The sequence below is a fragment of the Stakelama flava genome (assembly GCF_019351405.1).
Classification (GTDB): domain Bacteria; phylum Pseudomonadota; class Alphaproteobacteria; order Sphingomonadales; family Sphingomonadaceae; genus Sphingomonas; species Sphingomonas flava_A.
This window is the reverse complement of the sequence record NZ_JAHWZX010000011.1, coordinates 1-24,051: the sequence shown is the minus strand read 5'-3', so window position 1 is coordinate 24,051 and position 24,051 is coordinate 1. Positions and strand designations below refer to the sequence as shown.

Below are 24,051 nucleotides of genomic sequence, written 5' to 3'. Positions count from 1 at the left end.
ATATGGACGGAAGCTTTCTGATCGGGTCGAAAAGCGAAACCACGGACAACACGTTTCGCGCAATGAACCCCGCAACCGACGAAGCGCTGGACACCGATTTCGCCGTTTCCACCACCGGCCATGTCGCCGAGGCGTGCAAGCTGGCCGATGCCGCCTTTGACAGCTTCCGCGAACTCGATCCTGAAACACGCGCGGTTTTCCTGGAAACGGTGGCGGATGAAATCGAGGCCACTGACGGGCTGGTTGAGCGCGCCATGGCGGAAAGCGGCCTCCCCGAGGGCCGGCTGACCGGTGAGCGCGGCAGGACTTGTGGCCAGCTTCGCCTCTTCGCCAAGCTGTTGCGGCAGGGGCGGTGGGAAAATGTCGTTGTCGACAACGCCATGCCCGACCGCCAGCCATTGCCGCGCGCCGATCTGCGTCAGCGCCGTATAGCCGTCGGACCGGTTGCGGTATTCGGTGCGTCCAACTTCCCCCTCGCCTTTTCGGTAGCAGGCGGCGACACCGCCAGCGCGCTCGCCGCCGGGTGCCCGGTCGTCTGCAAGGGCCACCCCGCCCATCCCGGCACGTCGGTGCTGGTCGGTCAGGCAATCCGCAACGCGATTAAGAAATGTGGCCTGCATGAAGGTGTCTTCTCCCTGATCCAGGGGCCGAGCAACGATCTGGGCAAGGCGCTGGTCGAGGATCCGCGGATCAAAGCCGTCGGCTTCACCGGTTCGCGCGGTGGCGGACTGGCGCTGATGAAGCTTGCCCAGGCGCGTCCCGAGCCGATCCCGGTATACGCCGAAATGTCGGCGGTGAATCCGGTGCTGCTGTTCCCCGAAGCATTGAAGGCGCGCGGGACCGATCTGGGCAAGGCGTATGTCGGTTCGCTAACCATGGGCGCGGGGCAGTTCTGCACCAATCCCGGTGTCGTTCTCGGCATTGACGGGCCTGACCTTGATGCGTTCGCGAAGACCGCGGCCGATGCGCTGGCCGAAGCCCAGCCGCAGGTGATGCTGACCAGCGGCATCCATGCCAATTACGACAAAGGCGTCGAGAAACTAACCGGCGAAGCGGACGTCGAGACTCTGGCGCGCGGCGCGGAGGGTACCGGCTGCAACCGCGGTCAGGCGGCGCTGTTCGCCACCAGCGGCAAGGCATTCCTTGCCAACCCCAATCTGGCGGAGGAAGTGTTCGGCGCCGCGTCGATCATCGTCAAATGCGCCGACATGGACGAACTGAAGCGCGTACTGTCCGAAATGGAAGGGCAACTTACCATTACTTTCCAGATGGACGACGCCGATATGGACGCGGCCAAGGCCGTGCTGCCGATCGCCGAGCGGAAGGCGGGACGGATTCTGGCCAATGGCTGGCCCACGGGGGTCGAGGTTTCCTACGCGATGGTCCATGGCGGCCCCTTCCCCGCCACGTCCGATCCGCGAACGACATCTGTCGGTACGGCGGCTATCGAACGGTATCTCCGTCCGGTCTGCTATCAGGACCTGCCCGACGCGATCCTGCCCAAGGCGGTGAAGCATGGCAATCCGCTGGGCCTGCCGCGCACCGTCGATGGTGAAGTCGAGGGCTGACACGGCCCTCTCTTCCACCTGCGGTATTAGAATCGCGCGTCCGAAGCGAGTTTGAGAAACGCACCAAGGTTGAAAGCAAAGCGCCGGATCGGGCAATCAACTGGCCCGGTCCGGCGCTTTTTTTACCTATTCTCCGCCGCAGGCGTTCATCGGCACCTGTGCGCTCGCCAGTTCAATCTTCGATACCGATAGCGTAAGCGTGCCCTGGCTGGTCAGCAGCACCGGCGCATTCACATCGGCCATCGTCATGGTGGCGTTTTCAAAACAGCGCAGCGGGATGGCCAGACTGGACCATTGCCCCGGCTTAGCGGCTTTCAGCGCGCCGGTAACCGGCACCATGCTGGTCGTGCCCCCCGCTGCCCCCATGCCGATCACGACCTTGCCGGTCGGTGTGCTGTCAACGCGATAATCGACGACAAGGCTCAGTTCGCCATTGGTCTGACGACGCAGGTCGAGCGGCTTGGGGGAGGCGATGCGCACGGTGGCAGGTCCGCTCCACGTGAATCGGCGCGAATCCTCCTGCGCGTTGCGATCGACGCCTGTCATAACCAGCGCACCATTCGCGGTTCGCGCGTCGTTACCCGTCACCGCCTGGGCGTTCCCATCCGACATCAGCGACAGGGTCCAGTTCATCGGCACCCGTCCCTTTGTGAAGAACGGACCTGACGCGCCCATGTCCATACCCACAGGCCTGGTTTCATCAAGCTGCGGCACGCTGCGATGATCGGCATAGGTCAGGCCATAGCCGAACGCGAACAGCGGATCGTAATTGGCATCGCGCCGGTTCAGCACATATTGGTCAGGGCGCTTGGGCCAGGAAAAGGATAGCTTGCCGGTAAAATCATAGTGCGGCGCGCCGTCCTTTTTCGCCAACAGCACATCGGCGACGCCGCCGCCTTCGCTCCCCGGCAGGAATGCCGCGACAAATGCATCCGATGCGTTCATCTCGGCATTTACCCACATCGGCCGGCCGGAGAGAAATACGGCGACCACCGGTATGCCCTCTCCTTTCAACTTCTTCAGAAGCGCCAGCGATGATTTGTCGCCGGGGCTGAATTCCAGATTGGGTCGGTCACCCATAAATTCGGCATAGGGCTTTTCGCCGAACACCACGATCGCCGCATCAGGCTTTGTCGTGAAGCTTCCGTCCGCCGAATATTGCGCATGACCTCCAGCGCTCTCAATCTCTTGCTTCAATCCGCTCCAGATCGATTGGGCATTGGGAAAGCCGCGCGGAGGAACATCGGTGCCCTGCCAGCTGATCGACCAGCCGCCCGATTGCTGCGCGATATCATTCGCACCCTCACCCGCGACCAGTATATTCCCGGTCGGATTGAGTGGCAGGATGTTGCCGTTGTTTTTCAGCAGCACCAGCGATTCGCGCACCGCCTTGCGTGCGATCGCGCGATGTTCGGGCGCGCCGATCAAATCGAACTTGCCGGCATAGGGGCGAGAGGAAGGCCGTCCCGCATCGAACACACCGGCCAGCATTTTCACACGCAGGATGCGGCGAACCGCATCGTTCAGGCGCGTCATAGGAATCTTGCCCGATTTCGCCTCTGCCAGCGTGTTCTTGTACAGCGTTTTCCAGTCGCCGGAGACCATGAACATGTCCAGCCCGGCATTGATCGCTTCCGGGCAATCGGTAACCGAACATCCCGGCACCTGCGCATGCGCATTCCAGTCGCCCACGACAAAGCCATTGAAGCCCATCTGTTTTTTCAACACATCGGTGACCAGGCTTTTGTTCGCGACCATCTTTTCACCGTTCCAGCTGGAAAAACTGGTCATGATGGTCAGCGCCCCGGCTTTTATCGCCGGGGGGTAGCCGGCATTGTGGATATCGCGCAGCACCTCTTCCGAAACGCGGGCATCGCCCTGATCCTTGCCGCCGGTTCCGCCATCGCCCAGAAAATGCTTGGCCGTCGCGATGACATGCCCCGGTGCCATGAATGCCTTCGTCCCCAGCTTGCCCTGCAGTCCGGTTACGACCCGCCCGGCATAGTCGGCTACGATGGCCGGATCTTCTGAATAGCTTTCATAGGTCCGACCCCAACGATCGTCCTGAACCACGGCAAGGGTCGGGGCGAAGCTCCAGTCGAGACCGGCAGCGGCGGTTTCCGCCGCCGTCACCTGCCCGATTTCCTGCATCAGTTCAGGGTCGCGGGCAGCGCCGAGGCCGATATTATGCGGAAACAGCGTCGCACCGATCAGGTTGTTGTTCCCGTGCACCGCGTCTGTGCCCCAGATCATGGGGATTTTCGGGTGCCCGTCGGAACGCTTCATCGACGCATCATAATAGGCGTCGGCCGTCTTCAACCATTCCGAAGGCGGCGCGAGTTCGTCATTGCCGGGCGAGGAATTGCCGCCGTTCAGCACCGATCCCAGCTTGTAGGTGACAAGGTCTTCGGGCTTCACCGTCGCGATGTCGGCCTGAATAAGCTGACCGACCTTGTCGGAAATCGACATGCGCGCCATGATCTTGTCGATCCGGGCTTCGACTGTCGGGACGATCGTTTGCGGCACGCTGATCTTCGGCCATTGGTCCGGATGCGCGGTTGCCTGAGGCGGCGTCTGCGCGGGCGTGGCGGTGGTGGTGGCGAGCAGCGCGGTTGCCGCAAGCCCTAGCGAAATCTTCAGCATCAATCCTCCCTAAATTTTTTCGATGATAGCGCTATCGAAACCGCTATGCCAATGCTTTACACGTCCGCCCGCCACTGCCTGCCGCCGCCTGTGACAGGTACGATCACTCTTCCTGATCCCGGCGATTTTTGCGTTCGATAAGCTGTTCGACATTGCCGATCGACGACATCGCCCAGACGGCGGGGCGCAAAAACCCCTCCGCGTTCAATCGGGCCAGCGCATCTCCATCCAGTGTGGCGAACCGTTCCTCGCCGATGGTATAATAGCCCGAAAGACCGTCCCGCTCTTCCCCGCGCACGATACCGTCCAGCGAAACCGGTTCGATCAACTCGTTCTCGACAAAGGCGTCGAACATCGGCCGGGTATGTTCAAGGCCGATATACAGCCGCCTCAGCGCAGCCGTAATTCCTTCGAGCAACGGGCTGTCCTCGCCCGCTTCGGCAAAAATCGGCATGCCATCGTCCAGACTGACACGCGGATGATCAAGGTCGATCTGAATCATCGGTTCGCCCGGCCCGTCGCCTGCTTCCGCCCGGTGAAGCCCGATCGAGAACGGGCCGCGCTGCTGAATCGCCGGAATATAGCGCGCGTCCCAACCGGTGTCGGTAAGGAAAAGATTTTCTTTCGGTTCAAGGCCGAGCAGCGCCACCGCCTGAAACGTGTCGGCCGCATCCTTGCGAAAGAAAATGGGATATTCGCGACTTATCGCTTCGAATTCGGTGGGGAAGACCTGCACCTGCGATATCGCATCGCCCAGTTCCGCCGAATGGCCGGTGCGGATATACAGGTCATGATGGTCGACGCTGTTCAATAGGGCGAGATTCGCCATGCCCTGCTCCATGCTTCCGATCTGCCGCGGCTATAACAGCACAAGCGCTGATCGGAATACCGATATGTCTTGCAGCCTCCGCTATGCTCGCATGCACGTATATTGCTGGTGGTTCAGCCACCGGGTCAGGCCTATAGCACCGCAGGAACAGAAGACGGGAACGGCAATCATGGAAGCAACGCGTGAACAGTTCGGCATCTTGGAGGATGGTACCGCTATCGAGATGGTCACGCTGAAAAATCGGGCAGGCATCACCGCAAAGGTGATCACATTGGGCGCGGCGCTTCAATCGCTCCTGCTCCCCGATCGTGACGGCCTGTTCGCGGATGTCGTACTCGGCCACGATACGCCATTGGAATATATGTCCGGTTCCTGCTTTTTCGGCGGCAGCATCGGGCGCTACGCCAATCGCATCGCGGGCGGCACATTTATGCTGGACGGGAAACGATATCAGCTTCCGGTGAATGACGACCCGAATTGCCTGCACGGGGGGAATGGGTTCGACAAACGCGTCTGGGCCATCAAATCGATGAGCGACGGCCCGCCCGCAAGCGTCGTTCTGCATTATCGCAGCGTGGATGGCGATCAGGGTTTTCCCGGCAATCTGGATATCACTGCGACCTATTCGCTCGACGATCAGGGGCGGCTGGCCATCGAATATGAAGCGGCTACCGATGCGCCAACGATCGTCAGCCTTACCAATCACAGCTATTTCAACCTCGCCGGGGCGGATGCCGACAGAAGCGCACTTGAATCGCTGCTCACGCTCGACGCCGATTATTTCACTCCCGTCGATGAAACGCTGATCCCGACCGGGGAGATTCGCCGCGTGGAAGACACGCCGTTCGACTTTCGCGCCGGGGTGCGACCGGCCGCCCGTGTGCGCGATGCCGGCTGCGAACAACTCCGGATCGCGCGCGGATATGACCAGAATATGGTGCTGAGTGGAGAAGCCGGAACGCTTCGCCGCGCGGCGCGGCTGGAAGACCCGCAATCAGGCCGAGTGGTCGAACTTTCGACTACAGCACCGGGAATGCAATTCTATTCGGGTAATTTCCTCGACGGGACGATCGTCGGGAAAGGCGGCACCCTGTATCGTCAGGGCGATGGCATTGCCTTCGAACCGCAGCTTTTCCCCGATAGCCCCAACCAGCCCGACTTTCCCTCTGCGCGGCTCGATCCCGGATCGATCTATCGCAATCGGATAGTATATGACTTCTTTACTGCGGATGCCGTACCGTCAGTGCAATAACATTGTCGGCCAGGCGACATGCCCCCTGCCCTCGCAATCTTTACCGTATTAACCCCTAATTGCCTGCTGTAAAAACGCGGTGGGTAGAATCCACATATTGGCGATTAACCAAGTTTCGATGATCCTTCACTCTTAACTGGTGAGTAAAGGAGCCCGATCGTGCTTGAAGGAACCTTGCGTAGCGCCGTCATGCCATGGCCCATCCCGAACGCGCAGGACGATTGCCCCGGCAGTTTTTCCAGCGCCGTTTCCAAATTTCTTCTCTCGCGTCGTCCCGAAGGTTTCGAACATTCGGTTCCGCTGGGCGGGGCCGCCCCGTATGTCGGCCATTGCCTGGCAAGGGTAAAGTCAAATGGTACGGTTCGCCTCCCCTGGTTCGTTCGCCGCAATTCGGATGTAAAAGGAACTGGCCTGTTCCTGGGCATGCACGGCGACAATAACTGCCTGATCGGCTCCAGCCTGTTATGGTGGCAGCGCCTTACCCTGACGCTCGACACGCATCGCTTCCTGCCGTCCGAGCGCCCGGTCGATGCACCGCCGCCCAAGACCGCGCGCCGCCTTTTCGGCTTTTGCGAGGAATTTCACCGACCCGATGGCTTCGTAACCCTGCCCGGCTGGGGGCGCACGATCACCGGAATTCGGGAAACCGCATTGTTCGTGGGCACCGGCGAGACGTTCGAAGTGTGGGCGATCGAGGAAGCCATGGATTCTCCGGATGAAACGCTTCGCGCTCTCGCCCGGTCGGCGATGACCATCGACGCTGCGGAGGATCAGTCATGACCCTGCGCTGCATGCTGACGGGGCATACGCCATCGACGTTCATCACCTGGAACGAGGGCTATTATTTCTCCACCTGCACGCGCTGCGGCCATGATGTCATCCGGCAGGAAGGGCCATGGCGCAGGGTGCCGCATGGCTATCGCGTTGTGTGGGCCACCGGATATCGCCGCCATGCGGTGCCCAGCGACTTTGGTCGGCGGCTTCCGATGATCGGTGGCAAGCGGCGCAGGCGGCCGGCGCAATCGGCACTGCAAAGCGTGGGCAGCGTAGTGTTGAGCGAAAAGCGGCCGGTCCGCGAACGCCCGGCACCTGCCGATGATGCGCCCCGCCCGCTATGGCTGATGCGATTATTGCTGCTCGCCTGATGCGCCAGCTGCATCCCCGGCTGTTTCGGGGGCGACCGGGCCGTTGGCCGTTGCGACCAGCGTCGAATCGCCGCCAAGCGCCTGATACAGCGTGGCAAGATTGGTCGCGCGGGTGAGTTTCACCTGCACCAGCGATTGCCGTGCGGAGTATAGCGACCGCTGCGCGTCGAGCGTCGCCAGAAAGGTGTCAATGCCGCCCCTGTACCGGGCAAATGCCAGATTGTAGGTATCCTGGGTCGCGTCGGTCAACGCACGAACCGCCGCGACCTGATCGTCGATCGTGCCGCGCCGGGCCAGCGCGTCGGCGACTTCGCGAAACGCGGTCTGGATGGTCTTTTCATAGGTTGCGAGCGCAGCCTGCTGTTCCGCTTCCGCCTGCGCGACATTTGCGCGCGCGGCCCCTGCCTGGAAAATCGAATAGGTAGCGCTGGGCGAAACCTGCCAGGTGAAGTTGTCGCCATCGAAAAGGCCCGACAGCGAATCGCTCGCGATCCCGACCAGCGCGGTCAGCGAAATGGTGGGAAACAGCGCAGCGCGCGCAGCGCCGATCTGACCATTCATCGACCGCAACTGATATTCGGCCTGAACCACATCGGGCCGGCGCAGCAGCACGCTGGAATCCAGTCCCGCAGGCACATCACCCAGCTTTGCCGTCGCATCGTCGATCGAACCGGGCAAGGCATCGGTATCGAAATCCGCGCCGATCAGCAGCCGCAACCGGTTGATGTCCTGCGCCAGCGCCGTGCGCTGTTGCGCAAGGTCGGCCCGCGCCTGTTCAGCGACCGTTTCGGCCTGACGCAGATCGGTGCGCGGCGCGACCCCGCCCTGCAGGCGCGCACGCGTCAGTTCGACGCTCTTCTGCGCGCTCTCCAGCGTATCCTGCGCGATGGCGAGCAGGCTTTTATCCGCACCATAGGTGACCCAGCCGGTCGCGATGTCGCCGACCAGCGCCAGACGCGTCGAACGGGCAGCCGCCTCGGTTGCGAAATACTGATTCAGCGCGGCGTCGCTCAACGAGCGCACGCGGCCGAACAGGTCGATTTCGAACGATGTCGTTCCGACATTGGCGGTGTAATAGGTTTGCGTGTCGTCACCGCCATTATCGGCCGTGACCGAGCCCGTTCCCGTACCGTTGCCGCTGGTTGCATAGCTGCTGGTAGAGCCGTTGGAGGTGGTCGATCCCGCCGAGGCGCTGATCGTGGGCAGCAGGTCGGCGCGCTGAATCCGATATTGCGCACGTGCCGAAGCGATGTTCGCCGCCGCTTCGCGAAGGTCGCGATTGTTGATCAGCGCCTGCCCGATCAGCGATTGCAGGCGCGGATCGGCGAACACCTGTTCGAAATCGACCGAGGCGAGGCCACGCTCCGACTGCTTCAGATAGGCGTCCCCTTGTGGCCAGGATGCGGGGATCGGCGCATCGGGGCGGACATAGCTCGGCTCCATCGAACAGCCGGCCAGCAGCGATCCGGCGGTCAGGAATGCGATTAGCCGTTTCATGTATTCGCCTCGCTGTCGGTACGATGACCGCCTTCACGCAGCGCCTTCAGTCCGTCGCGCACGCCGCGCCGGACCAGTACGAAGAAGAGCGGGATGTAGAAGATGGCGAGGATCGTTGCCGTGAGCATACCGCCGATCACCGCCGTACCGATTTCCACCCGGCTTTCGGCACCCGCGCCGGTGGAAATCGCCAGCGGCAGCACACCGAAGATAAAGGCGAAGCTGGTCATCAGGATAGGACGAAGCCGGATGCGCGCTGCTTCCAAAGCGGCGTCGATCACGCGCTTGCCCTGTTTTTCCGCCTGTTCGGCGAATTCGATCATCAAAATCGCGTTTTTGGCGGCAAGGCCCATCGTCGTCAGCAGGCCGATCTGCATATATACGTCATTCTCCAGCCCGCGCAGCGTTACCGCGAAGACCGCGCCCACCAGCCCGAGCGGGATGACGAGCAGCACCGCCACGGGAATCGACCAGCTTTCATACAGCGCGGCAAGGCACAGGAAAACGACGAGCAGTGACATGCCGTACAGCAGCGGGGCCTGACCGGAGGACAGGCGCTCCTGATAGCTGATGCCCGACCATGCGATCGAGGTTCCGGGTATCTTGGCCGCGAGCTTGGAAATCTCCGCCATCGCATCGCCCGAACTCACGCCCGGCGCTGCCGAACCCTGAATTTCGAACGAAGGCTGCCCCTCAAAGCGGGACAATGCGGTCGGCGCCTGATCCCACGAGGTCTTCGCGAAGGAAGAAAACGGCGCCATCTGTCCATCGGACGCGCGGGCATACCATTGGTACAGATCGCTTGGGTCATCGCGATACGGCGCATCGCCCTGAACATATACCCGCTTCACCCGGCCGCGATCGATGAAATCGTTGACATATGTGCCGCCCCAGGCGGTCGACAGCGTGGTATTCACGCTGGACTGGTCCAGGCCAAGCACGTTCAGCTTCTGCTGGTCCATATCGACATGCAGCGTGGGGACGTCGGGCAATTCGCTGGGGCGCACGCCGACGAGTTTCGGATCCTGATTCGCCGCGCCCAGCAATTTGTCGCGGGCCGCGTTGAATGCGTCGTGGCTCATCCCGCTGGTGTTCTGAAGCTCCATCGTGAAGCCGCTGCTGTCGCCAAGCCCACGGATCGCCGGCGGCACCAGTGCGAATACCTGCGCGTCGCGAATGCCGGCCAACGCCTTGCCGGCGCGACCGACAATAGCCGAAGCGCTGTTTTCGGAACCCTTGCGATCGGACCAGTCGGCAAGCGCCATATAGGCGATACCGATATTCTGGCCGCCCGACCCACCACCACCGCCGAAACCGGTCGCGGTGAAGAAGGTGTCGATATTATCGGCCTCCTCCTCCTGCATATATTTCTCTATCGCGCGGGCAACCTCGTCGCTGCGCGCGGCGGTGGCGCCCGGCGGCAGGCGATACTGGATGAACGCGCTGCCCTGATCCTCGGTCGGCAGAAAGCCGGTGGGAAGGCGCATGAACAGGATGACCAGCAGGCCAACGACCAGCGCGTAGATGACGAGGAAGATGAATTTGCGGTCGACCACGGTGCGGACCGAATTGCTGTACTTGTCGCTCAGCGTTTCGAACCCGTTGTTGAACCATGCATGAAAGGCATGCATTCGGCGGCTCACCGCCGGAACGTGGCGGTCCAGCCAGCTGCCGCGTTCGTCCTCGTCAGTCCTGCGCTTCAGCATCGTGGCGGTCAGCGCAGGCGTCAGGATCAGCGCGACCGCGACCGACAGCGCCATCGCCGAGACGATGGTCACCGAAAACTGGCGATAGATAACGCCCGTCGACCCGCCGAAAAACGCCATCGGCAGAAACACCGCCGACAATACCAGCGCGATTGCCACCAGCGCGACCTGTATCTCGCGCATCGATTCGATCGTCGCCTCACGCGGGGTAAGATCGGGATTTTCATCCATCAATCGTTCGACATTTTCGACCACGACGATTGCGTCGTCGACCAGAAGGCCGATCGCCAGCACCAGCCCGAACAATGTCATGGTGTTGATCGAAAATCCGAACCCGGCAAGGATCGCGAAGGTGCCGAGCAGCACCACCGGCACCGCGATCGACGGGATCAACGTCGCCCGCCAGTTCTGCAGGAAGACGAACATTACGATGATGACGAGGATGATCGCCTCGATCAGCGTTTTGACGACTTCTTCGATGGAAAGCTTGATAAAGGTCGTGCTGTCGCGCGGATATGCGACTTCCAGTCCCTGCGGGAACCCCTTGGCCAGTTCGGACACCTTATCCTTCACCGCTGCGGCGGTGCTCAGCGCATCCGCGCCGGGAGCAAGCGATATGGCAATGCCCGCGCCCGGGTGCCCGTTGACCCGGCTGGTAACACCATAGCTTTCCGAACCCAGTTCGACGCGGGCGACATCGCTCAGCTTCACCGTCGCGCCGGTCTGCTCGGTCTTTACGATGATGTTGGCGAACTGTTCCGGCGTCTGGAGGCGCGATTGCGCGGTCACCGTGGCGTTCAGCATCTGACTGTCGGGCATCGGCTGACCGCCGATCTCACCCGCCGCGACCTCGGCATTCTGCGCCTGAATCGCTGATATGACATCGCCCGGAACCAGGCTGTAGCTGTTCAGCTTGGCCGGATCGAGCCAGATGCGCATGGCATATTGCGAACCAAAAACCTGGGTTTCTCCCACACCGCTTACGCGGGCAAGCGGGTCCTGAAGATTCGAAACCAGATAATCCGAGACATCCTGATTGGTGCGCTGGTCGGTCTTGTCATACACCGCGATGATCAACAGGAAGTCGGGGTTCGATTTGGTAACCGTCAGCCCTTGTTGCTGAACCTGCTGCGGCAAGCGCGGCACCGCCTGCTGTACCTTGTTCTGCACCTGCACCTGCGCAATGTCGGGATCGGTACCCTTTTCGAACGTGGCCGTGATCGTCGCCTGTCCGCGCGAACTGGACGAGGAACTGAAATAGATCAGCCCGTCAATGCCGGTCAGTTGCTGTTCGATCACCTGGGTTACGCTGTTTTCGAGCGTTTCCGCCGAAGCGCCGGGATAGGTGGCGCGGATGTTCACCTGCGGCGGCGCAACATCCGGATATTGTGCGATCGGCAGCGTATAGATCGCACCCGCGCCAAGCAGCATGACGATGATGGCGACGACCCAGGCGAAAATCGGCCGTTCGATGAATACACGCGATAACATGGCGGCGTCAGCTCCCGGCCCCGGCGCTGGAATTGCCGCCGCCGCCCGCACCCTTTGTGCCAGTGGTCAGTTTTTGCGGCGTATCGGCAGGGACGGGCTTAACCGGCTGCCCCGGCCGCACCTTGGCAGTGCCCTGCACGATCACCTTGTCGCCGGGATTGAGACCGCTGGTCACCACCCAATAGGCACCTTGCGTGCGCGGCGCCTTCACGGAGCGCGAAACCACCTTGTTGCCATCGCCCACGACCAGCACCGTCGCGTTGCCCTTCGGATCGCGGGTCACGCCCTGTTGCGGGACAAGGATGGCATCGCGCTGGATCGCCTGTGCGATATGCGCGGTGACGTACATGCCCGGAAGCAACAGCCCTTCGGGATTGGGGAAGGTCGCGCGCAGCGTTACCGTGCCGGTGCTTTCATCGACAGTGGGTTCAGCGAAATCGACAGTGCCGACCCTGCCGTAATCCTCGCCATCTTCAAGCGTCAGGCGAACATTCGCTTTGGACGCCACGGTGTCGCCCTTCCCCAGCGCACGGCGCAGCGCCAATATGTCGCCGCTCGATTGCCGGATATCGACATAGATCGGATCGAGCCGCTGGATGGTCGTCAGCGCGTCTGACTGGTTCTCGGTCACCAACGCACCCACCGTTGCCACCGACCGGCCGATCCGTCCCGTTATCGGCGCGGGAACAGTGGTACGGTTGAGGTTGATTTTGGCGGTGCGCAACGCTGCCTTGGCCTGTGCGACGGAGGCTGCGGCTTCATTCGCCTGCGCCTGCGCATCGGTATAATCCTGCTGGCTGATCGCCTGCATCTTCGCGAGCGGTTCGTATCGGTCGGCCTTCACTTTCGCCGCTTTCAGCGTCGCCTGCGCGCTTTGCAGATTGGCCTGCGCCTGCTGCACATCAGCTTCGTAAGGCGCGGGATCAATCCGGTACAAGGTCTGCCCGGCGCGCACGATCGACCCTTGGGTAAACAACCGTTTGCGGATGACTCCCGACACCTGCGGCCGCACTTCGGAGCTTTCATACGCGCTGGTGCGCCCGGCAAGATCGGTGATCAGCGGAACATTGGCCTGTTTGACGGTCACGACGCCCACAGGAACCGGCGCTCCGCCTTGTCCCTGCCCTTGACCGGCTTGCCCCGCCTGATCGTCCGACGAACCGCAAGAAGCGAGCAGCGCGCAGGCAAGAACAGGGGCCGTCAGCCGGACCACGCGGCGAATCGGAAAATATCCGAGCGAGGAGCGATTGCGTTGCAAGGAAGAAAGTCCCTTTTCAGCGAAGCCGGCCACCAGCCGCGGCGTTGAACAAATATACGGGCCGCGCCGCCCAAGCCATCCGATATCCACGAACCAGGCCGATTTTGCGCCGCAGCATGGCCGCCCGATAATCCGAAACGCGCGCGTTCACAATAGAGAAATGGCTTATTTACCGCGAAAATCAGGCTTGCGCTTTTCGATGAAAGCCTGTGCACCCTCGGCCGAATCCGCGGTTCCGCGCGCGATGCCTTGGCTTTCCGCCTCATGCGCCATTGCCTCGGTCAGCGAATGGTCCATGGCGTAGCTGATATCACGCCGCATCAGGCCAAGCGCGACCGTCGGGCCGGCCGCCAGCCGCTGGGCAAAGGCAAGCGCTTCCTGTTCAAGGACATCGCTGGACACCATGCGATGGATCATTCCCCAATCAAGCGCCCGCTCCGCCGGTATGCGTTCCCCCAGCATCATCATCTCTATTGCGCGTGATCGCCCCACCAGCCGCGGCAGCATCCAGCTCGCCCCGCCATCGGGTACCAACCCGATATTCACGAATGCCTGCAGGAAATACGCCGAACTGGCGGCAATGCAGAAATCGCCTGCAAGCGCGAGGCTGCACCCGATACCCGCAGCCGCACCCTGCACCGCCGTCACCACCGGCACATCCAGATCGAAAATCGCCTGAATGGCCGGATTGTAATGATCGTTGAGCGCGTTGCGAACCGCAGCCTGCGGATCATCTGTGCCTGCGCTGCCGTCGCCGATATCGGCACCCGAGCAAAATGCGCGCCCCGATCCCTGAACAACCACGGCGCGCGCGCCATCGAGTTCGCCCAGCGCCTCACGCAGCCGGTCGAACATCGCGGGTGGCGCAGCATTCAGCCGATCCGGGCGGTTCAACGTCAACACCAGCACGTCTTCATGGTGTTCGCGCAGCAAAATCGGATCGTCATTCATTGGTTTGCCGTCCTCTCAGCGATCTGCGATACTTTGTCATCTATAAAATATCTATACGAATGGAGAGGATAATGGCGACCGCCGCTGTGCAAAAGACCGGCATGCACGAAGCCGAGTGGGAGGCGCGTCAGCAACTCGCCGCCTGCTATCGGGTATTCGACATGCTCGGCTGGTCCGAAATGATCTATAATCATATCACGCTGAAAGTGCCGGGTGAGGAAGGCGCGTTCCTGATCAACCCGTTCGGATTGCATTTCAGCGAAGTTTGCGCATCAAACCTCGTCAAGATCGACATCGACGGGAACAAGCTGGACGACAATCCCTACCCGGTCAATCTCGCCGGCTTCACCCAGCATTCGGTCTTTCACCGGCACTTGCCGGACGCCCATTGCATCGCGCACACCCACACCACCGCGGGCATGGCGGTAAGTTCGGTGGAAGGCGGACTGAAGCCGATCAATTTCTACGCCTGCAATTTCGCCGGTCAGATCGCCTATCACGATTTCGAAGGCGTGACGGTCCGCACCGAGGAAGGCCAGCGGCTGATCGCCAATCTGGGCGATCGCCGCATCATGCTTCTTCGCAACCATGGCATACTGGTGATGGGGCGCACCGTGCCGGAGGCGTTCATCAAGCATTGGGCGCTGCAACGCGCATGCGAAATTCAGCTTGCCACCGCCGCAATGGGCACCCCGCTTCAGGTTTCGGACGATGTTGTCGCGGTGCATCAGCGCGATCTGTTCAAGGCGCAAGTTCCCGGCGGGCCGGGTAAGGCCGATTTCGATGCAATGGTTCGCCTGGTCGACCGGACGGATACCGGCTGGCGCAATTGACGATATCGCATCCGCTTTGCCTTGCCGCCCGCTCGCGCTAAACGGGCGGGATGACGCGCTTTACGGTCAACAATCAGCCGGTTGCCTATGACATGGACCCGGAAACGCCACTCTTATGGGCGCTGCGCGACGCATCCAACCTTACCGGCACCAAATATGGCTGCGGCACGGGGGAATGCGGCGCGTGCACCGTCGATATCGACGGCAAGGCCGTCCGGTCCTGCCAGGTAACGATCGGCGCGATCGAGGGCACGTTCGTCACGACGATCGAAGGACTGTCGCGCGATCGCAGCCATCCGGTCCAGCAGGCGCTGATCGCTTCGAACGTTTCGCAATGCGGCTATTGCATCCCCGGTATCGTCATGGCGGCGTCAGCATTGCTGCGGGAAAAGCACGATCCGGGCGAAACGGAGATTGCCGAGGCCATTTCGAACCTTTGCCGCTGCGGCATCTATCCCCGGCTTACCGATGCGATCCGTCGGGCGGCACGGATCGCACGCGGCGACGAACGGGTCGAACCGCCGCCCCGGCCCGGAACCGACGAAAGCGGGGCGGCACGCAGCGTCCCCGCAATGCGTGCCGGACAGAGAGAAGACGTCGACAAAGCTGACTGACAGCTTTCAACGCAATTCAGCCACGGCTCAGCCCCGCAGGCGCATACCCGTCTTTACTTACACCGGCATGCGCCGGTCAGCGGAGAGCACGAAATGAAGAAGCATATTTTTGTGGCCCTGATCGCAGCCACGGCGCTGGCGCCGGTCGCCGTTTCCGCGCGGGAGCGATCCGATCGCGGTGCCCCTGCGCAAACCGCCCAGACTCGTGGCGACAGGGAACGCGGCGCCACCCATCGCGCCCCGCCCTCCGCCAACCGTCGTCCCAGCGCCGACCGGGTAGAGGTGCAGCGCGATCCGCGAGCGGCATACAGGCAAACCGACCGCGGCGCGCAGGACAACCGGTACACCCAGCGCCCCGACCGGCGCGATACGACGCCTGATACGCGCAGCCGCAGCGAGCGCGCGGACTATCGCGACCGTCGCGATGATCGGCGCGACAGCCAACGCGGATATCGCGATGACGACAACCGCAACATTCGTAACGACCGTCAGGGGCAGCGCTATGGCTGGAACGGCGACCGCCGCGGCGACCGATATGGATGGCAGGGCGATCGGGGCAATCGGGGCGATCGCGGCCGCTGGGACAATGGCTGGCGTCACGACAATCGCTATGACTGGCGCGATTACCGCGCGCGCAACCGCTATGCCTATCATCTGCCGCGTTATTATTCGCCGCGCGGATGGAATTACGGATATCGTCGCTTTTCAATCGGCGTGACGCTGGGTTCGGTATTGTTCGGACAGAATTACTGGATCGGCGATCCGGGTTATTATCGCCTGCCGCCCGCCTATGGCCCATATCGCTGGGTGCGCTATTATAACGATGCGCTACTGGTCGATATTCGCAGCGGCATCGTCGTCGACGTCGTGTACGATATCTTCTGGTAACCGTTCTTGCGCAACGCCCGGTGCCGTTTGCCGGTACCGGGCCTCTTGCAATTGTGCGCAGTCTTTGCAGATTGTTGCGCGTGAGTACGACAGCTTCCCCCCGCACGCGCCGCCACGGCACCCCCTCCCCGCTTCGCGCCCGTATCGGGCGTCAGGTCGCCGAACGGCTGGACAACAACCCCGCAGCCAAAAAGGCAAAGGTCAGCGGCGCACAGATTTATTACATCCCCGGCTATCTCAGCGATCGCGACTGCGACATGCTGATGACGAAGATGGATGAGGGAAGCCGCCGCTCGACGTTGCTTTCCGACAGTTCCGATCCCGATTTTCGCACCAGCGACAGTTGTGACCTCGACCGCTGGTCTCCCGACATTCATGCGATCGACGAACGCCTGTCGATGCTGCTCGGCATTCCGGCCGAAAATGGCGAGACGATCCAGGGGCAGCGCTATTCCCCCGGCCAGCAGTTCCGCGCCCATCACGATTTCTTCCACGAATCGCAAAGCTATTGGGAAGCGATGAAGGCGCAGGGCGGTCAGCGCACCTGGACCGCGATGATCTATCTCAACGATGTCGAAGAGGGCGGATCGACATGGTTCCCGCAGGCGGGCATCCGGGTGAAGCCGGAGCGCGGCCTGCTTCTCATCTGGAACAATATGGCGCTGGACGGCAGTCCCAACGAAAACACGCTTCACGAAGGCGTGTCGGTGACCAAGGGGACCAAATATATTGTCACCAAGTGGTTTCGCGAAGGTGCGTGGATTCGCTGACCCGATCAGGGGCAGGCAAATCGCTGGGTCTTTTCCTTGCTTTGTCCTAGGATAGCGCATGGACAGCGTTCTCAACATTTCGGCGTCGATTCTGGGGCAGCGCTGGGCGTGGCGCGGGCTGGCGGCTGATGCGCGTGATCCCGGTTTTGCGCCCGACGATCTGGTGACTCAGTTGCTTTTGTCGCGCGGCTGCCCGCGCGAAGAACTCGATGCGCATCGCATGCCCAGCATTCGCGGATTTATGCCGGACCCCTCGATCTTTCGCGATATGGACCGTGCGGCCGTGCGCATCGCCGACGCCATCGCCGCTTCCGAAACGATCACCGTTTTCGGAGATTATGACGTCGACGGGGCCACTTCAGCCGCGCTCATGATCCGCCTGTTGCGCGATCTGGGCGTGGAGGCGGGGTACTACATCCCCGATCGGCTGATGGAGGGCTATGGCCCATCGGGCGAGGCGCTGGTCCGCCTTAAAGAACAGGGATCGGACCTTGTTATCACCGTCGATTGCGGAGCGCAGGCGTTCGAAGCGCTTGATATGGCGCGCGATGCGGGGGTGGAAGTGATCGTCGTCGACCACCACAAATGCGCGACCGCGCTTCCCTATGCCCATGCCCTGGTCAACCCAAACCGGCTGGACGAAACCGATGGGCGTGCGCACGGGCATCTGGCCGCGGTCGGGGTCGCCTTCCTGCTGGGGGCAGCATTGCTGCGCGAGTTACGGGGACGCGGATTTTTTGCGGCCCACAAAGAGCCGCGCCTGCTCGATCTGCTCGATCTCGTCGCACTGGGGACAGTGGCCGATGTCGCTTCGCTCAAAGGCCTTAATCGCGCTTTTGTCGCGCAGGGGCTGAAGGTCATGGCGCAGCGACGCAATATCGGCATGAATGCGCTGATCGAAGCATCGCGCCTCACCCGCGCGCCAACCGCAACCGATCTGGGGTTCGCACTGGGACCGCGTATCAATGCGGGCGGCCGGGTGGGTAAATCGGACCTGGGCGTTCGGCTGCTCACCACCCGCGATCCCGAAGAAGCGCGTTCGATCGCCACCGAACTCGATCGGCTGAACGAAGAACGCCGCGCGATCGAGGCGATGGTTCAGGAAGGCGCAGAGGCCCTGTGCGTGGCGGCAGGCGAGCATGCGGTAGCCGTGGTCGCCGCCAAGGGGTGGCACGCCGGCGTTATCGGCATCGTCGCCGGCCGATTGAAAGAGAAGTTCGGTCGTCCTGCGATCGTCATCGCAATCGATGAAAACGGCATCGGCAAGGGATCGGGCCGCTCGATTCCCGGTGTCGATCTGGGCGCGGCAATCCTTGCGGCAAAGGATAGCGGCCTGCTTATCGCCGGCGGCGGCCATGCCATGGCGGCAGGCATTACCATCGCGGCAGACGCAATCGACGATTTTACGCGCTTCCTCAACGACTGGCTGGCCGATGCGGTTAAAGGCGCGATGCGTGACCGGGCGCTGCTGCTCGACGCCGTGCTTGCTCCCGGCGGGGTCAACCCCGCGCTGGTGGAGGCGATGGACTCCGGCGGTCCCTATGGCATGGGCTGGCCCTCCCCGCGCGTCGCCGCCGGGCCGGTACGCATCATAAAAGCCGATGTGGTCGGATCGGATCATGTCCGCGCGATCGTTTCGGGCGATGACGGGCGCAGCATCAAGGCAATGGCCTTTCGCCAGGCGGAAACGCCGCTTGGCCTCGCACTGCTGGGCGCGCCGAAACATCGCAAATTGTGGCTGGCCGGCCGCGCACGAATCGATGACTGGGGCCCCCGCCCCGCCGCGGAGTTGCACGTCGATGACGCGGCATGGGCCGATTGAAATTTTTCTTCGCCGGGTGGTTGACCGAACCGCTCCATTTATCTAGTTCGCCGCTTCCACGCTTCGGCATGGCCCCTTCGTCTAGCGGTCTAGGACGCGGCCCTTTCACGGCTGAAACACGGGTTCGATTCCCGTAGGGGTCACCATCGTCAAGCGGAAAATGGCGGAACTATGCCCTTTTGGGCAATTTGGCGAAACCCGTGCCCACTTTTCGTCCCACACATTTTCGTGGCTCTAGTGGCATCGCGTGGCATCCCATCGGACAGATTTCGCATTCCCTTGCAGGAACAAGCCTCCGATTCGAGGGCCTTCCGACGCCCGTGAGCCGTTAGCGAACTCGCAGTAGCCAAAAACAAGAATGGCGATAGCTGCCGCCCGTCGGCAATGCTCCAGCATTGGCAGCTCCGAACCATTCCAGCAGTTGCCGTTTGAGCAGCAGATTGGCGATCACGTGCGCCCCTTTGCCACAGCTCTCCCAGCCGTCCGACCGCGGCACATCCACCACATCTTCCGGCTCGGCTCCGCGCCCAAGTCGCCACCTTTTCAATCGTTATTGTCGCCTCCGCGTGCCGTCACGGTCCGCATCGCACCTAGGTAGCCGTATTTTCGCGCTCCTTGTTCCGCGCGCCGACCACATCCGCCATGCCCGAGCCGTGATAGAAGGCTAGCGCGCGCTGGTTGAGTTCATACAGTTTCTGGGCCTCAGCTACCAGTTCGGCTTCGATCCAATCGCGATCCTCCGTGTCGCCGATCATCACCGGCTTGCCAGAGCGAATATGGACACCCACGGGCCGGATGGAGTCGGGTCTCGTCCCGGCCTCCCAACGCCTATGTGCGATGGCGTTGCGCAGGCCAGCAAACGCCCCCCAATTCCCCACAATCTGGATGATCTCTTCCTGTTCGCCCTTCGAGAGCCGCGAGAGTTTCGTCGCGCTCTTCACGACGTTCTTCAGCGTCGACGCCGAATATGGGTCACTTGCAACCAACGCCTCGACCAGCGGAATTTCCAATATGCCGGCGAGCACGCATCGAACGCCCCATTCGATCTCCGCATAGAGGTGGACGATCTTCCCAAAAGCCAGCAGGTTTGCGTCGTTCACGGCGGGCACATTGCCCTCCTTTCGATAGCGCGCCGCTCCGGCACCAAGTTGAGATGTTCGGTGGCGACGCGTCTGTTGCCGCTCCGGGCCCTAGTCCGGTCGCATATCTTCTTCCAATGCCTTCGCTTTTCGCGCCTTTGCGAGGTCAGGTCCGGATTCCCGCGGCAAGATGCCGGCGATACGCTCGATCTCGCGCAGAGCCGGCTGGACCTTATCGATGGCGCTGATCGCCGGGCCCAAGACCCATTCCACGCCGTAATTGATCGTCCGCTCCTTGTCCTCGAGAATGGGGGAAATGACCAACGGTCTCGCCGTAATAACCGTAGAATCGAGTGACTAGCAGTAAAACGTCAGGCGACAACATTCCGGTTTTCGGAGCAAGCGCTTTGAACAAGGTCGGCTCGGGAAATACAAAACTGTCGGAGAAGTGTGCCGGGACATTATCGCCCGATGGGCCAAACCGAAGATACCAACCGCCAACTGCATTGGCGAGCCTCGCCAGTTCGTTAATAATCAAGCCGATCTCGCTGTATAGAGCCAGCGCAACGGCGAGAGCCTCCCTCTCCCGTATGGCGTCATCCCGCTTCCGCCCGAGTCGATAGTTATAGAGGGCACCCCATGTAAGGGCGCCAAAACCGAGCACGGTTCCAATGAGAGGTTGCCAGCCCTTCAATTCTTGAAGGAAATCAATGAAGGTCACGCCACCTCCTGCCGATGCCAATATCACATCGCGTGAATAAGCGCGCATTGGCCCTCACCTACCAGTGAAAATCGTGACTGCGGATTCGCAACAGTCGGAAGGCGATGCCAGGCCCGGCTGTGTCAGAGCCAAGAGTCTGCCCTCTGGAGGCGGAACAGCTGTAAGTCCTGAATGTCGGCCGTTCGCGTTGGCCGCCACTGGCAAATGAACGAAAGGCAACTTCCAGGACGGTCCGCGTAGCCGCCGAACGACCGATATTGGGGCGCATTGTCGACCGGCCAGTAGCGGACTGAACCGCGCCGGGTTTGCCGGAGGCCATTGGATGTGAGTCACGCTGCCATATCGATGTTGTCCGCGGCAGCATAATATTGTTCTTCGGCTTCGGCGGGCGGGATGTTGCCGATGGGCTCGAGCAAGCGGCGATGGTTGAACCAATCGACCCACTCGAGCGTCGCGTATTCGACGGCTTCGAAGCTGCGCCACGGGCCACGCCGGTGGATCACCTCAGCCTTGTAGAGTCCGTTGATCGTCTCGGCCAAAGCATTGTCATAGCTGTCGCCGACACTGCCGACCGACGGCTCGATCCCGGCTTCGGCAAGCCGTTCACTGTATTTAATCGAGACGTATTGGCTACCGCGATCGGAGTGATGGATGAGACCGCCGCTACGCGCCGGTCGGCGATCGTAAAGTGCCTGCTCGAGGGCGTCGAGAACGAAGCCAACATGGGCGGTTCGGCTCGCTCGCCATCCGACGATCCGCCTGGCGAACGTATCGATGACGAAGGCGACGTAGACGAACCCGGCCCAGGTCGCGACATAGGTGAAGTCCGAGACCCAGAGCATGTTCGGCGCCGGCGCGCGGAACTGCCGGTTGACGCGGTCGAGCGGACAAGGTGCTGATCGATCGCCGACCGTGGTGCGCATCGGCTTGCCGCGGATCACGCCCGCCAGTCCCATCGTACGCATCAGCCGCGCGACCGTGCAGCGGGCGACATCGAACCCCTCGCGCTGCAACTGCCGCCAGACCTTGCGGACACCATAGACCCGGAAGTTGGCCTCGAACACGCGCCGCACCTCGATCCTGAGCGCAGCATCGCGACGCGCCCGCGCCGACAGGCGCAGTGGATCCCGTCGCTGCGCGACATGGGCGTGGTAGGTTGATGGGGCGATCGGCAGCACCTTACAGATCGGCTCGACCCCATGAACAGCACGCTGATCGTCGATGAACGCGATCATCGCTTGAACGGGCGCCAATGGTCTCTGGCTCGCTCCGCCTGAGCAAAATATGCCGACGCCTTGCGCAGAATCTCGTTCGCCTGGCGCAACTCGCGGTTCTCGCGTTCCAGGGCCTTCAACTGCGCCGCGACATCGCTCGGCACGCCGGCGCGGGCGCCACTATCGACCTCCGCCTTCTTCACCCACTCGTGCAGCGCAGACGCTGCACAGCCGATCTTCGCTGCGATCGACACTAACGCTGCCCAGCGCGACGGGTGGTCCTTCTCGTGCTCCAGCACCATCCGCACCGCCCGGGCGCGGACCTCAGGTGAAAACTTGTTCGTCGTCTTGCTTGTCATAGCCCCTTACTCTCAGGAGTTCAGGCCTCCGACAAACCCGGCGCGGTTCACCCATCGCGCTCGATCGTAGCCTGGTCGCATTTTCCCTGGCGCACCAGCGCCTTGCAGGCGCCAGCGGCTGAGACGGCGATGGAGGATAGGCCGAAGACCCCCAGAGGCGGGTTTTGGGCGCGAGGTCGCGTTCGCCATGATGCGGCGCGGCTCGATCGCAAGGGCGTGCCCGGTGGTCATAGGCGCAAGGGGTAGCGCGCGGGCGCGTGGAGCGCCAGCAGACGATGCCCTATCTTGATTATCATAGCACCCAGTGCTATATTTTGGTATGTCCGATCCGGTTCACCCTCGTGCCTTCAAGTCTGCCTGGTTCGCCAAGGCCGCGAGGAAGGCCAAGATCACCGATGCCGCGCTGTGGCAAGGCGATCGAGCAGGTGATGAAGGGTCAGGCCGACGATCTGGGTGGCGGCGTCTACAAGAAGCGGCTGTCGAACAACCAGTATCGTTCGATCGTGCTGGCGCGCGGTGGCACCTGGTGGGTCTATGCGTTCCTTTTCGCCAAGCAGGACCGCGATAACATCGAGGACGACGAGCTGAAGGCCTTCCGCAAGCTGGCCAAGAGCTATGCCGACCTCACCGACGAACAGGTCGCGGCGCTGGTCGAGGGCAAGGACTGGATTGAGATATGCAAGGACAAGGTTTTCACGCGAGCGGAGACGGCACGATGAGCAAGCAGGTCTACAAGAGCGACGCCTTCGAGGCGATCCACGGTTCGGCAGCTGCGCTGCACCGCGTCGGGGCCATCGGCAAGGCGACCATGCGCGAGTTCGATGAGGCTTGCCTCGCTCCCGTTCACGCCTTCGCGCCGCGCGATATTCAGCGGCTGAGAGAGGCGAACAAGGTCAGCCAACCCGTATTCGCGCGCTATCTCAACACCAGCGAGTCCACGGTCGAGAAGTGGGAGACCGGTGCCAAGCGACCCAGCGGCATGGCGTTAAAGCTGCTGTCTGTCGTTGAGAAGCATGGCCTGAAGGTGCTGGCCTAACCTTCTTCCTCAGCCGCCTCTTCATTGAGCCTGGCGAGCAGCGCGGCGCGTTCATCGCCGGCATCGTCCGCTCCGCCATCATGCCGGCGCTTGCCGATCGGTCACCCCGGATGGGTGGCTGTGTGGATATCCTTCAGCATCCGGATGCTGATCTATCATTACAGTTGCATATTGATTGGAACTCTGAATCAATAGGTTTCCATGGTGAGGGGGCCGTGGATGACGGGCGCATCAATCGAGACGACACTGGAGCTATGGGCAACGTCTTTGCGCGATGTGAAGGCGCGGATGGGCAGCCTGTTCACACAGGCTCGGGTAGCGGCATCGGCCAATCTGTTCCTTGATGGCCTGTTGGGTGATGAGCGGCGCAAGACG

The 24,051-nt window shown here is 61.9% G+C and carries 21 protein-coding genes, 1 tRNA gene, 1 pseudogene and 1 other annotated feature; of the genes and pseudogenes, 13 read left to right on the top strand and 10 right to left on the bottom strand.

All coding sequences use genetic code 11. The features are described 5' to 3' along the window. Positions 1-2 precede the first annotated feature (2 nt). Positions 3-1,568 carry an aldehyde dehydrogenase (NADP(+)) gene (locus KY084_RS12005; RefSeq protein WP_219238718.1) on the top strand — a complete coding sequence of 522 codons (1,566 nt, stop codon included), beginning with the start codon at positions 3-5 and terminating at the stop codon, positions 1,566-1,568. 126 nt (positions 1,569-1,694) lie between these two features. On the opposite strand, the gene KY084_RS12000 is transcribed toward KY084_RS12005, so the two are convergent. Continuing rightward, positions 1,695-4,211: a glycoside hydrolase family 3 protein gene (locus KY084_RS12000; protein ID WP_219238717.1), complete on the bottom strand. Its 2,517-nt coding sequence runs from the start codon at positions 4,209-4,211 to the stop codon at positions 1,695-1,697. 103 nt (positions 4,212-4,314) lie between these two features. After that, positions 4,315-5,040, bottom strand: coding sequence for a SapC family protein (locus KY084_RS11995; RefSeq protein WP_219238716.1), 726 nt, complete (start codon positions 5,038-5,040; stop codon positions 4,315-4,317). 169 nt (positions 5,041-5,209) lie between these two features. On the opposite strand from KY084_RS11995, the gene KY084_RS11990 reads away from it, so the two are divergent. From KY084_RS11990 to KY084_RS11980, 3 genes are all read left to right on the top strand, one after another. After that, positions 5,210-6,292, top strand: a complete 1,083-nt coding sequence (locus KY084_RS11990) for an aldose epimerase family protein (protein ID WP_246587085.1) — start codon at positions 5,210-5,212, stop codon at positions 6,290-6,292. A 159-nt stretch (positions 6,293-6,451) separates the two neighbouring features. Further along, the gene (locus KY084_RS11985) at positions 6,452-7,072 is read left to right on the top strand and encodes a hypothetical protein (RefSeq protein ID WP_219238715.1); all 621 of its coding nucleotides are present in this window, start codon (positions 6,452-6,454) and stop codon (positions 7,070-7,072) included. Further along, positions 7,069-7,437 carry a hypothetical protein gene (locus KY084_RS11980; RefSeq protein ID WP_219238714.1) on the top strand — a complete coding sequence of 123 codons (369 nt, stop codon included), beginning with the start codon at positions 7,069-7,071 and terminating at the stop codon, positions 7,435-7,437. Before KY084_RS11985 ends, KY084_RS11980 begins: the two co-directional genes overlap by 4 nt. Here the strand turns inward: KY084_RS11980 and KY084_RS11975 are convergent. From KY084_RS11975 to KY084_RS11960, 4 genes are all read right to left on the bottom strand, one after another. Then, positions 7,420-8,934 (bottom strand): efflux transporter outer membrane subunit, encoded by a 1,515-nt coding sequence (locus KY084_RS11975; RefSeq protein WP_219238713.1) that lies wholly within the window; start codon positions 8,932-8,934, stop codon positions 7,420-7,422. The genes KY084_RS11980 and KY084_RS11975 overlap by 18 nt on opposite strands. After that, positions 8,931-12,131 carry an efflux RND transporter permease subunit gene (locus KY084_RS11970; RefSeq protein WP_219238712.1) on the bottom strand — a complete coding sequence of 1,067 codons (3,201 nt, stop codon included), beginning with the start codon at positions 12,129-12,131 and terminating at the stop codon, positions 8,931-8,933. Before KY084_RS11970 ends, KY084_RS11975 begins: the two co-directional genes overlap by 4 nt. Before the next feature lie 7 nt (positions 12,132-12,138). Beyond that, positions 12,139-13,389, bottom strand: a complete 1,251-nt coding sequence (locus tag KY084_RS11965; RefSeq protein ID WP_246587084.1) for an efflux RND transporter periplasmic adaptor subunit — start codon at positions 13,387-13,389, stop codon at positions 12,139-12,141. 165 nt (positions 13,390-13,554) lie between these two features. Next, positions 13,555-14,340, bottom strand: a complete 786-nt coding sequence (locus tag KY084_RS11960) for an enoyl-CoA hydratase-related protein (protein WP_219238711.1) — start codon at positions 14,338-14,340, stop codon at positions 13,555-13,557. A 71-nt stretch (positions 14,341-14,411) separates the two neighbouring features. Here KY084_RS11960 and KY084_RS11955 point away from each other — a divergent pair, with 71 nt between their 5' ends. The 6 genes from KY084_RS11955 (at position 14,412) to KY084_RS11930 (ending at position 19,413) form a co-directional block, all read left to right on the top strand. Then, complete coding sequence (locus KY084_RS11955; RefSeq protein ID WP_219238710.1) at positions 14,412-15,173, top strand: class II aldolase/adducin family protein; 762 nt, start codon at positions 14,412-14,414, stop codon at positions 15,171-15,173. 50 nt (positions 15,174-15,223) lie between these two features. Beyond that, complete coding sequence (locus tag KY084_RS11950; RefSeq protein ID WP_219238709.1) at positions 15,224-15,787, top strand: (2Fe-2S)-binding protein; 564 nt, start codon at positions 15,224-15,226, stop codon at positions 15,785-15,787. Between the two features lie 93 nt (positions 15,788-15,880). Further along, complete coding sequence (locus tag KY084_RS11945) at positions 15,881-16,675, top strand: RcnB family protein (protein ID WP_219238708.1); 795 nt, start codon at positions 15,881-15,883, stop codon at positions 16,673-16,675. An 80-nt stretch (positions 16,676-16,755) separates the two neighbouring features. Further along, positions 16,756-17,445, top strand: coding sequence for a 2OG-Fe(II) oxygenase (locus KY084_RS11940; protein ID WP_219238707.1), 690 nt, complete (start codon positions 16,756-16,758; stop codon positions 17,443-17,445). 58 nt (positions 17,446-17,503) lie between these two features. After that, positions 17,504-19,267, top strand: a complete 1,764-nt coding sequence (gene recJ / locus KY084_RS11935) for a single-stranded-DNA-specific exonuclease RecJ (RefSeq protein ID WP_219238706.1) — start codon at positions 17,504-17,506, stop codon at positions 19,265-19,267. Between the two features lie 70 nt (positions 19,268-19,337). Then, positions 19,338-19,413, top strand: a tRNA-Glu gene (locus KY084_RS11930). Positions 19,414-19,595: 182 nt separating this feature from the next. On the opposite strand, the gene KY084_RS16600 is transcribed toward KY084_RS11930, so the two are convergent. The 4 genes from KY084_RS16600 to KY084_RS11915 form a co-directional block, all read right to left on the bottom strand. Beyond that, entirely contained in the window at positions 19,596-19,718 is a 123-nt protein-coding gene (locus KY084_RS16600; RefSeq protein ID WP_281421904.1) for a hypothetical protein, read from the bottom strand. A 139-nt stretch (positions 19,719-19,857) separates the two neighbouring features. Continuing rightward, positions 19,858-20,376, bottom strand: coding sequence for a hypothetical protein (locus KY084_RS11925; RefSeq protein WP_219238705.1), 519 nt, complete (start codon positions 20,374-20,376; stop codon positions 19,858-19,860). Between the two features lie 202 nt (positions 20,377-20,578). Beyond that, positions 20,579-21,067, bottom strand: a complete 489-nt coding sequence (locus KY084_RS11920) for a hypothetical protein (RefSeq protein WP_219238704.1) — start codon at positions 21,065-21,067, stop codon at positions 20,579-20,581. A 329-nt stretch (positions 21,068-21,396) separates the two neighbouring features. Continuing rightward, positions 21,397-22,640, bottom strand: a protein-coding gene (locus KY084_RS11915) for an IS3 family transposase (protein WP_219238703.1) whose coding sequence is annotated in 2 segments (ribosomal slippage) — positions 21,397-22,349 and positions 22,349-22,640 — 1,245 coding nt in all. Because the reading frame shifts where the segments join, the coding sequence is not laid out codon by codon here. Then, positions 22,228-22,356: a sequence feature (AL1L pseudoknot), on the bottom strand. Its footprint overlaps the gene before it by 129 nt. A gap of 395 nt (positions 22,641-23,035) precedes the next feature. Here KY084_RS11915 and KY084_RS11910 point away from each other — a divergent pair. The 3 genes and pseudogenes from KY084_RS11910 to KY084_RS11900 all read left to right on the top strand — a co-directional run. After that, positions 23,036-23,359, top strand: coding sequence for a type II toxin-antitoxin system RelE/ParE family toxin (locus KY084_RS11910; RefSeq protein ID WP_219238702.1), 324 nt, complete (start codon positions 23,036-23,038; stop codon positions 23,357-23,359). Then, entirely contained in the window at positions 23,356-23,676 is a 321-nt protein-coding gene (locus tag KY084_RS11905; RefSeq protein WP_219238701.1) for a helix-turn-helix domain-containing protein, read from the top strand. The genes KY084_RS11910 and KY084_RS11905 overlap by 4 nt, the downstream gene beginning before the upstream one ends. Positions 23,677-23,877: 201 nt before the next feature. Beyond that, positions 23,878-24,051 (top strand): annotated as a pseudogene (locus tag KY084_RS11900) (IS701 family transposase); the annotation flags it as partial.

What these genes read in the sequence shown, in the direction of transcription:
- KY084_RS11910 (WP_219238702.1), top strand. Translation starts at nt 23,036, where the DNA reads ATGCCGCGCTGTGGCAAGGCGATCGAGCAGGTGATGAAGGGTCAGGCC.
- KY084_RS12000 (WP_219238717.1), bottom strand. Translation starts at nt 4,211, where the DNA reads ATGCTGAAGATTTCGCTAGGGCTTGCGGCAACCGCGCTGCTCGCCACC.
- KY084_RS11980 (WP_219238714.1), top strand. Translation starts at nt 7,069, where the DNA reads ATGACCCTGCGCTGCATGCTGACGGGGCATACGCCATCGACGTTCATC.
- KY084_RS11960 (WP_219238711.1), bottom strand. Translation starts at nt 14,340, where the DNA reads ATGAATGACGATCCGATTTTGCTGCGCGAACACCATGAAGACGTGCTG.
- KY084_RS11955 (WP_219238710.1), top strand. Translation starts at nt 14,412, where the DNA reads ATGGCGACCGCCGCTGTGCAAAAGACCGGCATGCACGAAGCCGAGTGG.
- recJ (WP_219238706.1), top strand. Translation starts at nt 17,504, where the DNA reads ATGGACAGCGTTCTCAACATTTCGGCGTCGATTCTGGGGCAGCGCTGG.
- KY084_RS11990 (WP_246587085.1), top strand. Translation starts at nt 5,210, where the DNA reads ATGGAAGCAACGCGTGAACAGTTCGGCATCTTGGAGGATGGTACCGCT.
- KY084_RS11950 (WP_219238709.1), top strand. Translation starts at nt 15,224, where the DNA reads ATGACGCGCTTTACGGTCAACAATCAGCCGGTTGCCTATGACATGGAC.
- KY084_RS11995 (WP_219238716.1), bottom strand. Translation starts at nt 5,040, where the DNA reads ATGGCGAATCTCGCCCTATTGAACAGCGTCGACCATCATGACCTGTAT.
- KY084_RS11905 (WP_219238701.1), top strand. Translation starts at nt 23,356, where the DNA reads ATGAGCAAGCAGGTCTACAAGAGCGACGCCTTCGAGGCGATCCACGGT.
- KY084_RS12005 (WP_219238718.1), top strand. Translation starts at nt 3, where the DNA reads ATGGACGGAAGCTTTCTGATCGGGTCGAAAAGCGAAACCACGGACAAC.
- KY084_RS11945 (WP_219238708.1), top strand. Translation starts at nt 15,881, where the DNA reads ATGAAGAAGCATATTTTTGTGGCCCTGATCGCAGCCACGGCGCTGGCG.
- KY084_RS11970 (WP_219238712.1), bottom strand. Translation starts at nt 12,131, where the DNA reads ATGTTATCGCGTGTATTCATCGAACGGCCGATTTTCGCCTGGGTCGTC.
- KY084_RS11975 (WP_219238713.1), bottom strand. Translation starts at nt 8,934, where the DNA reads ATGAAACGGCTAATCGCATTCCTGACCGCCGGATCGCTGCTGGCCGGC.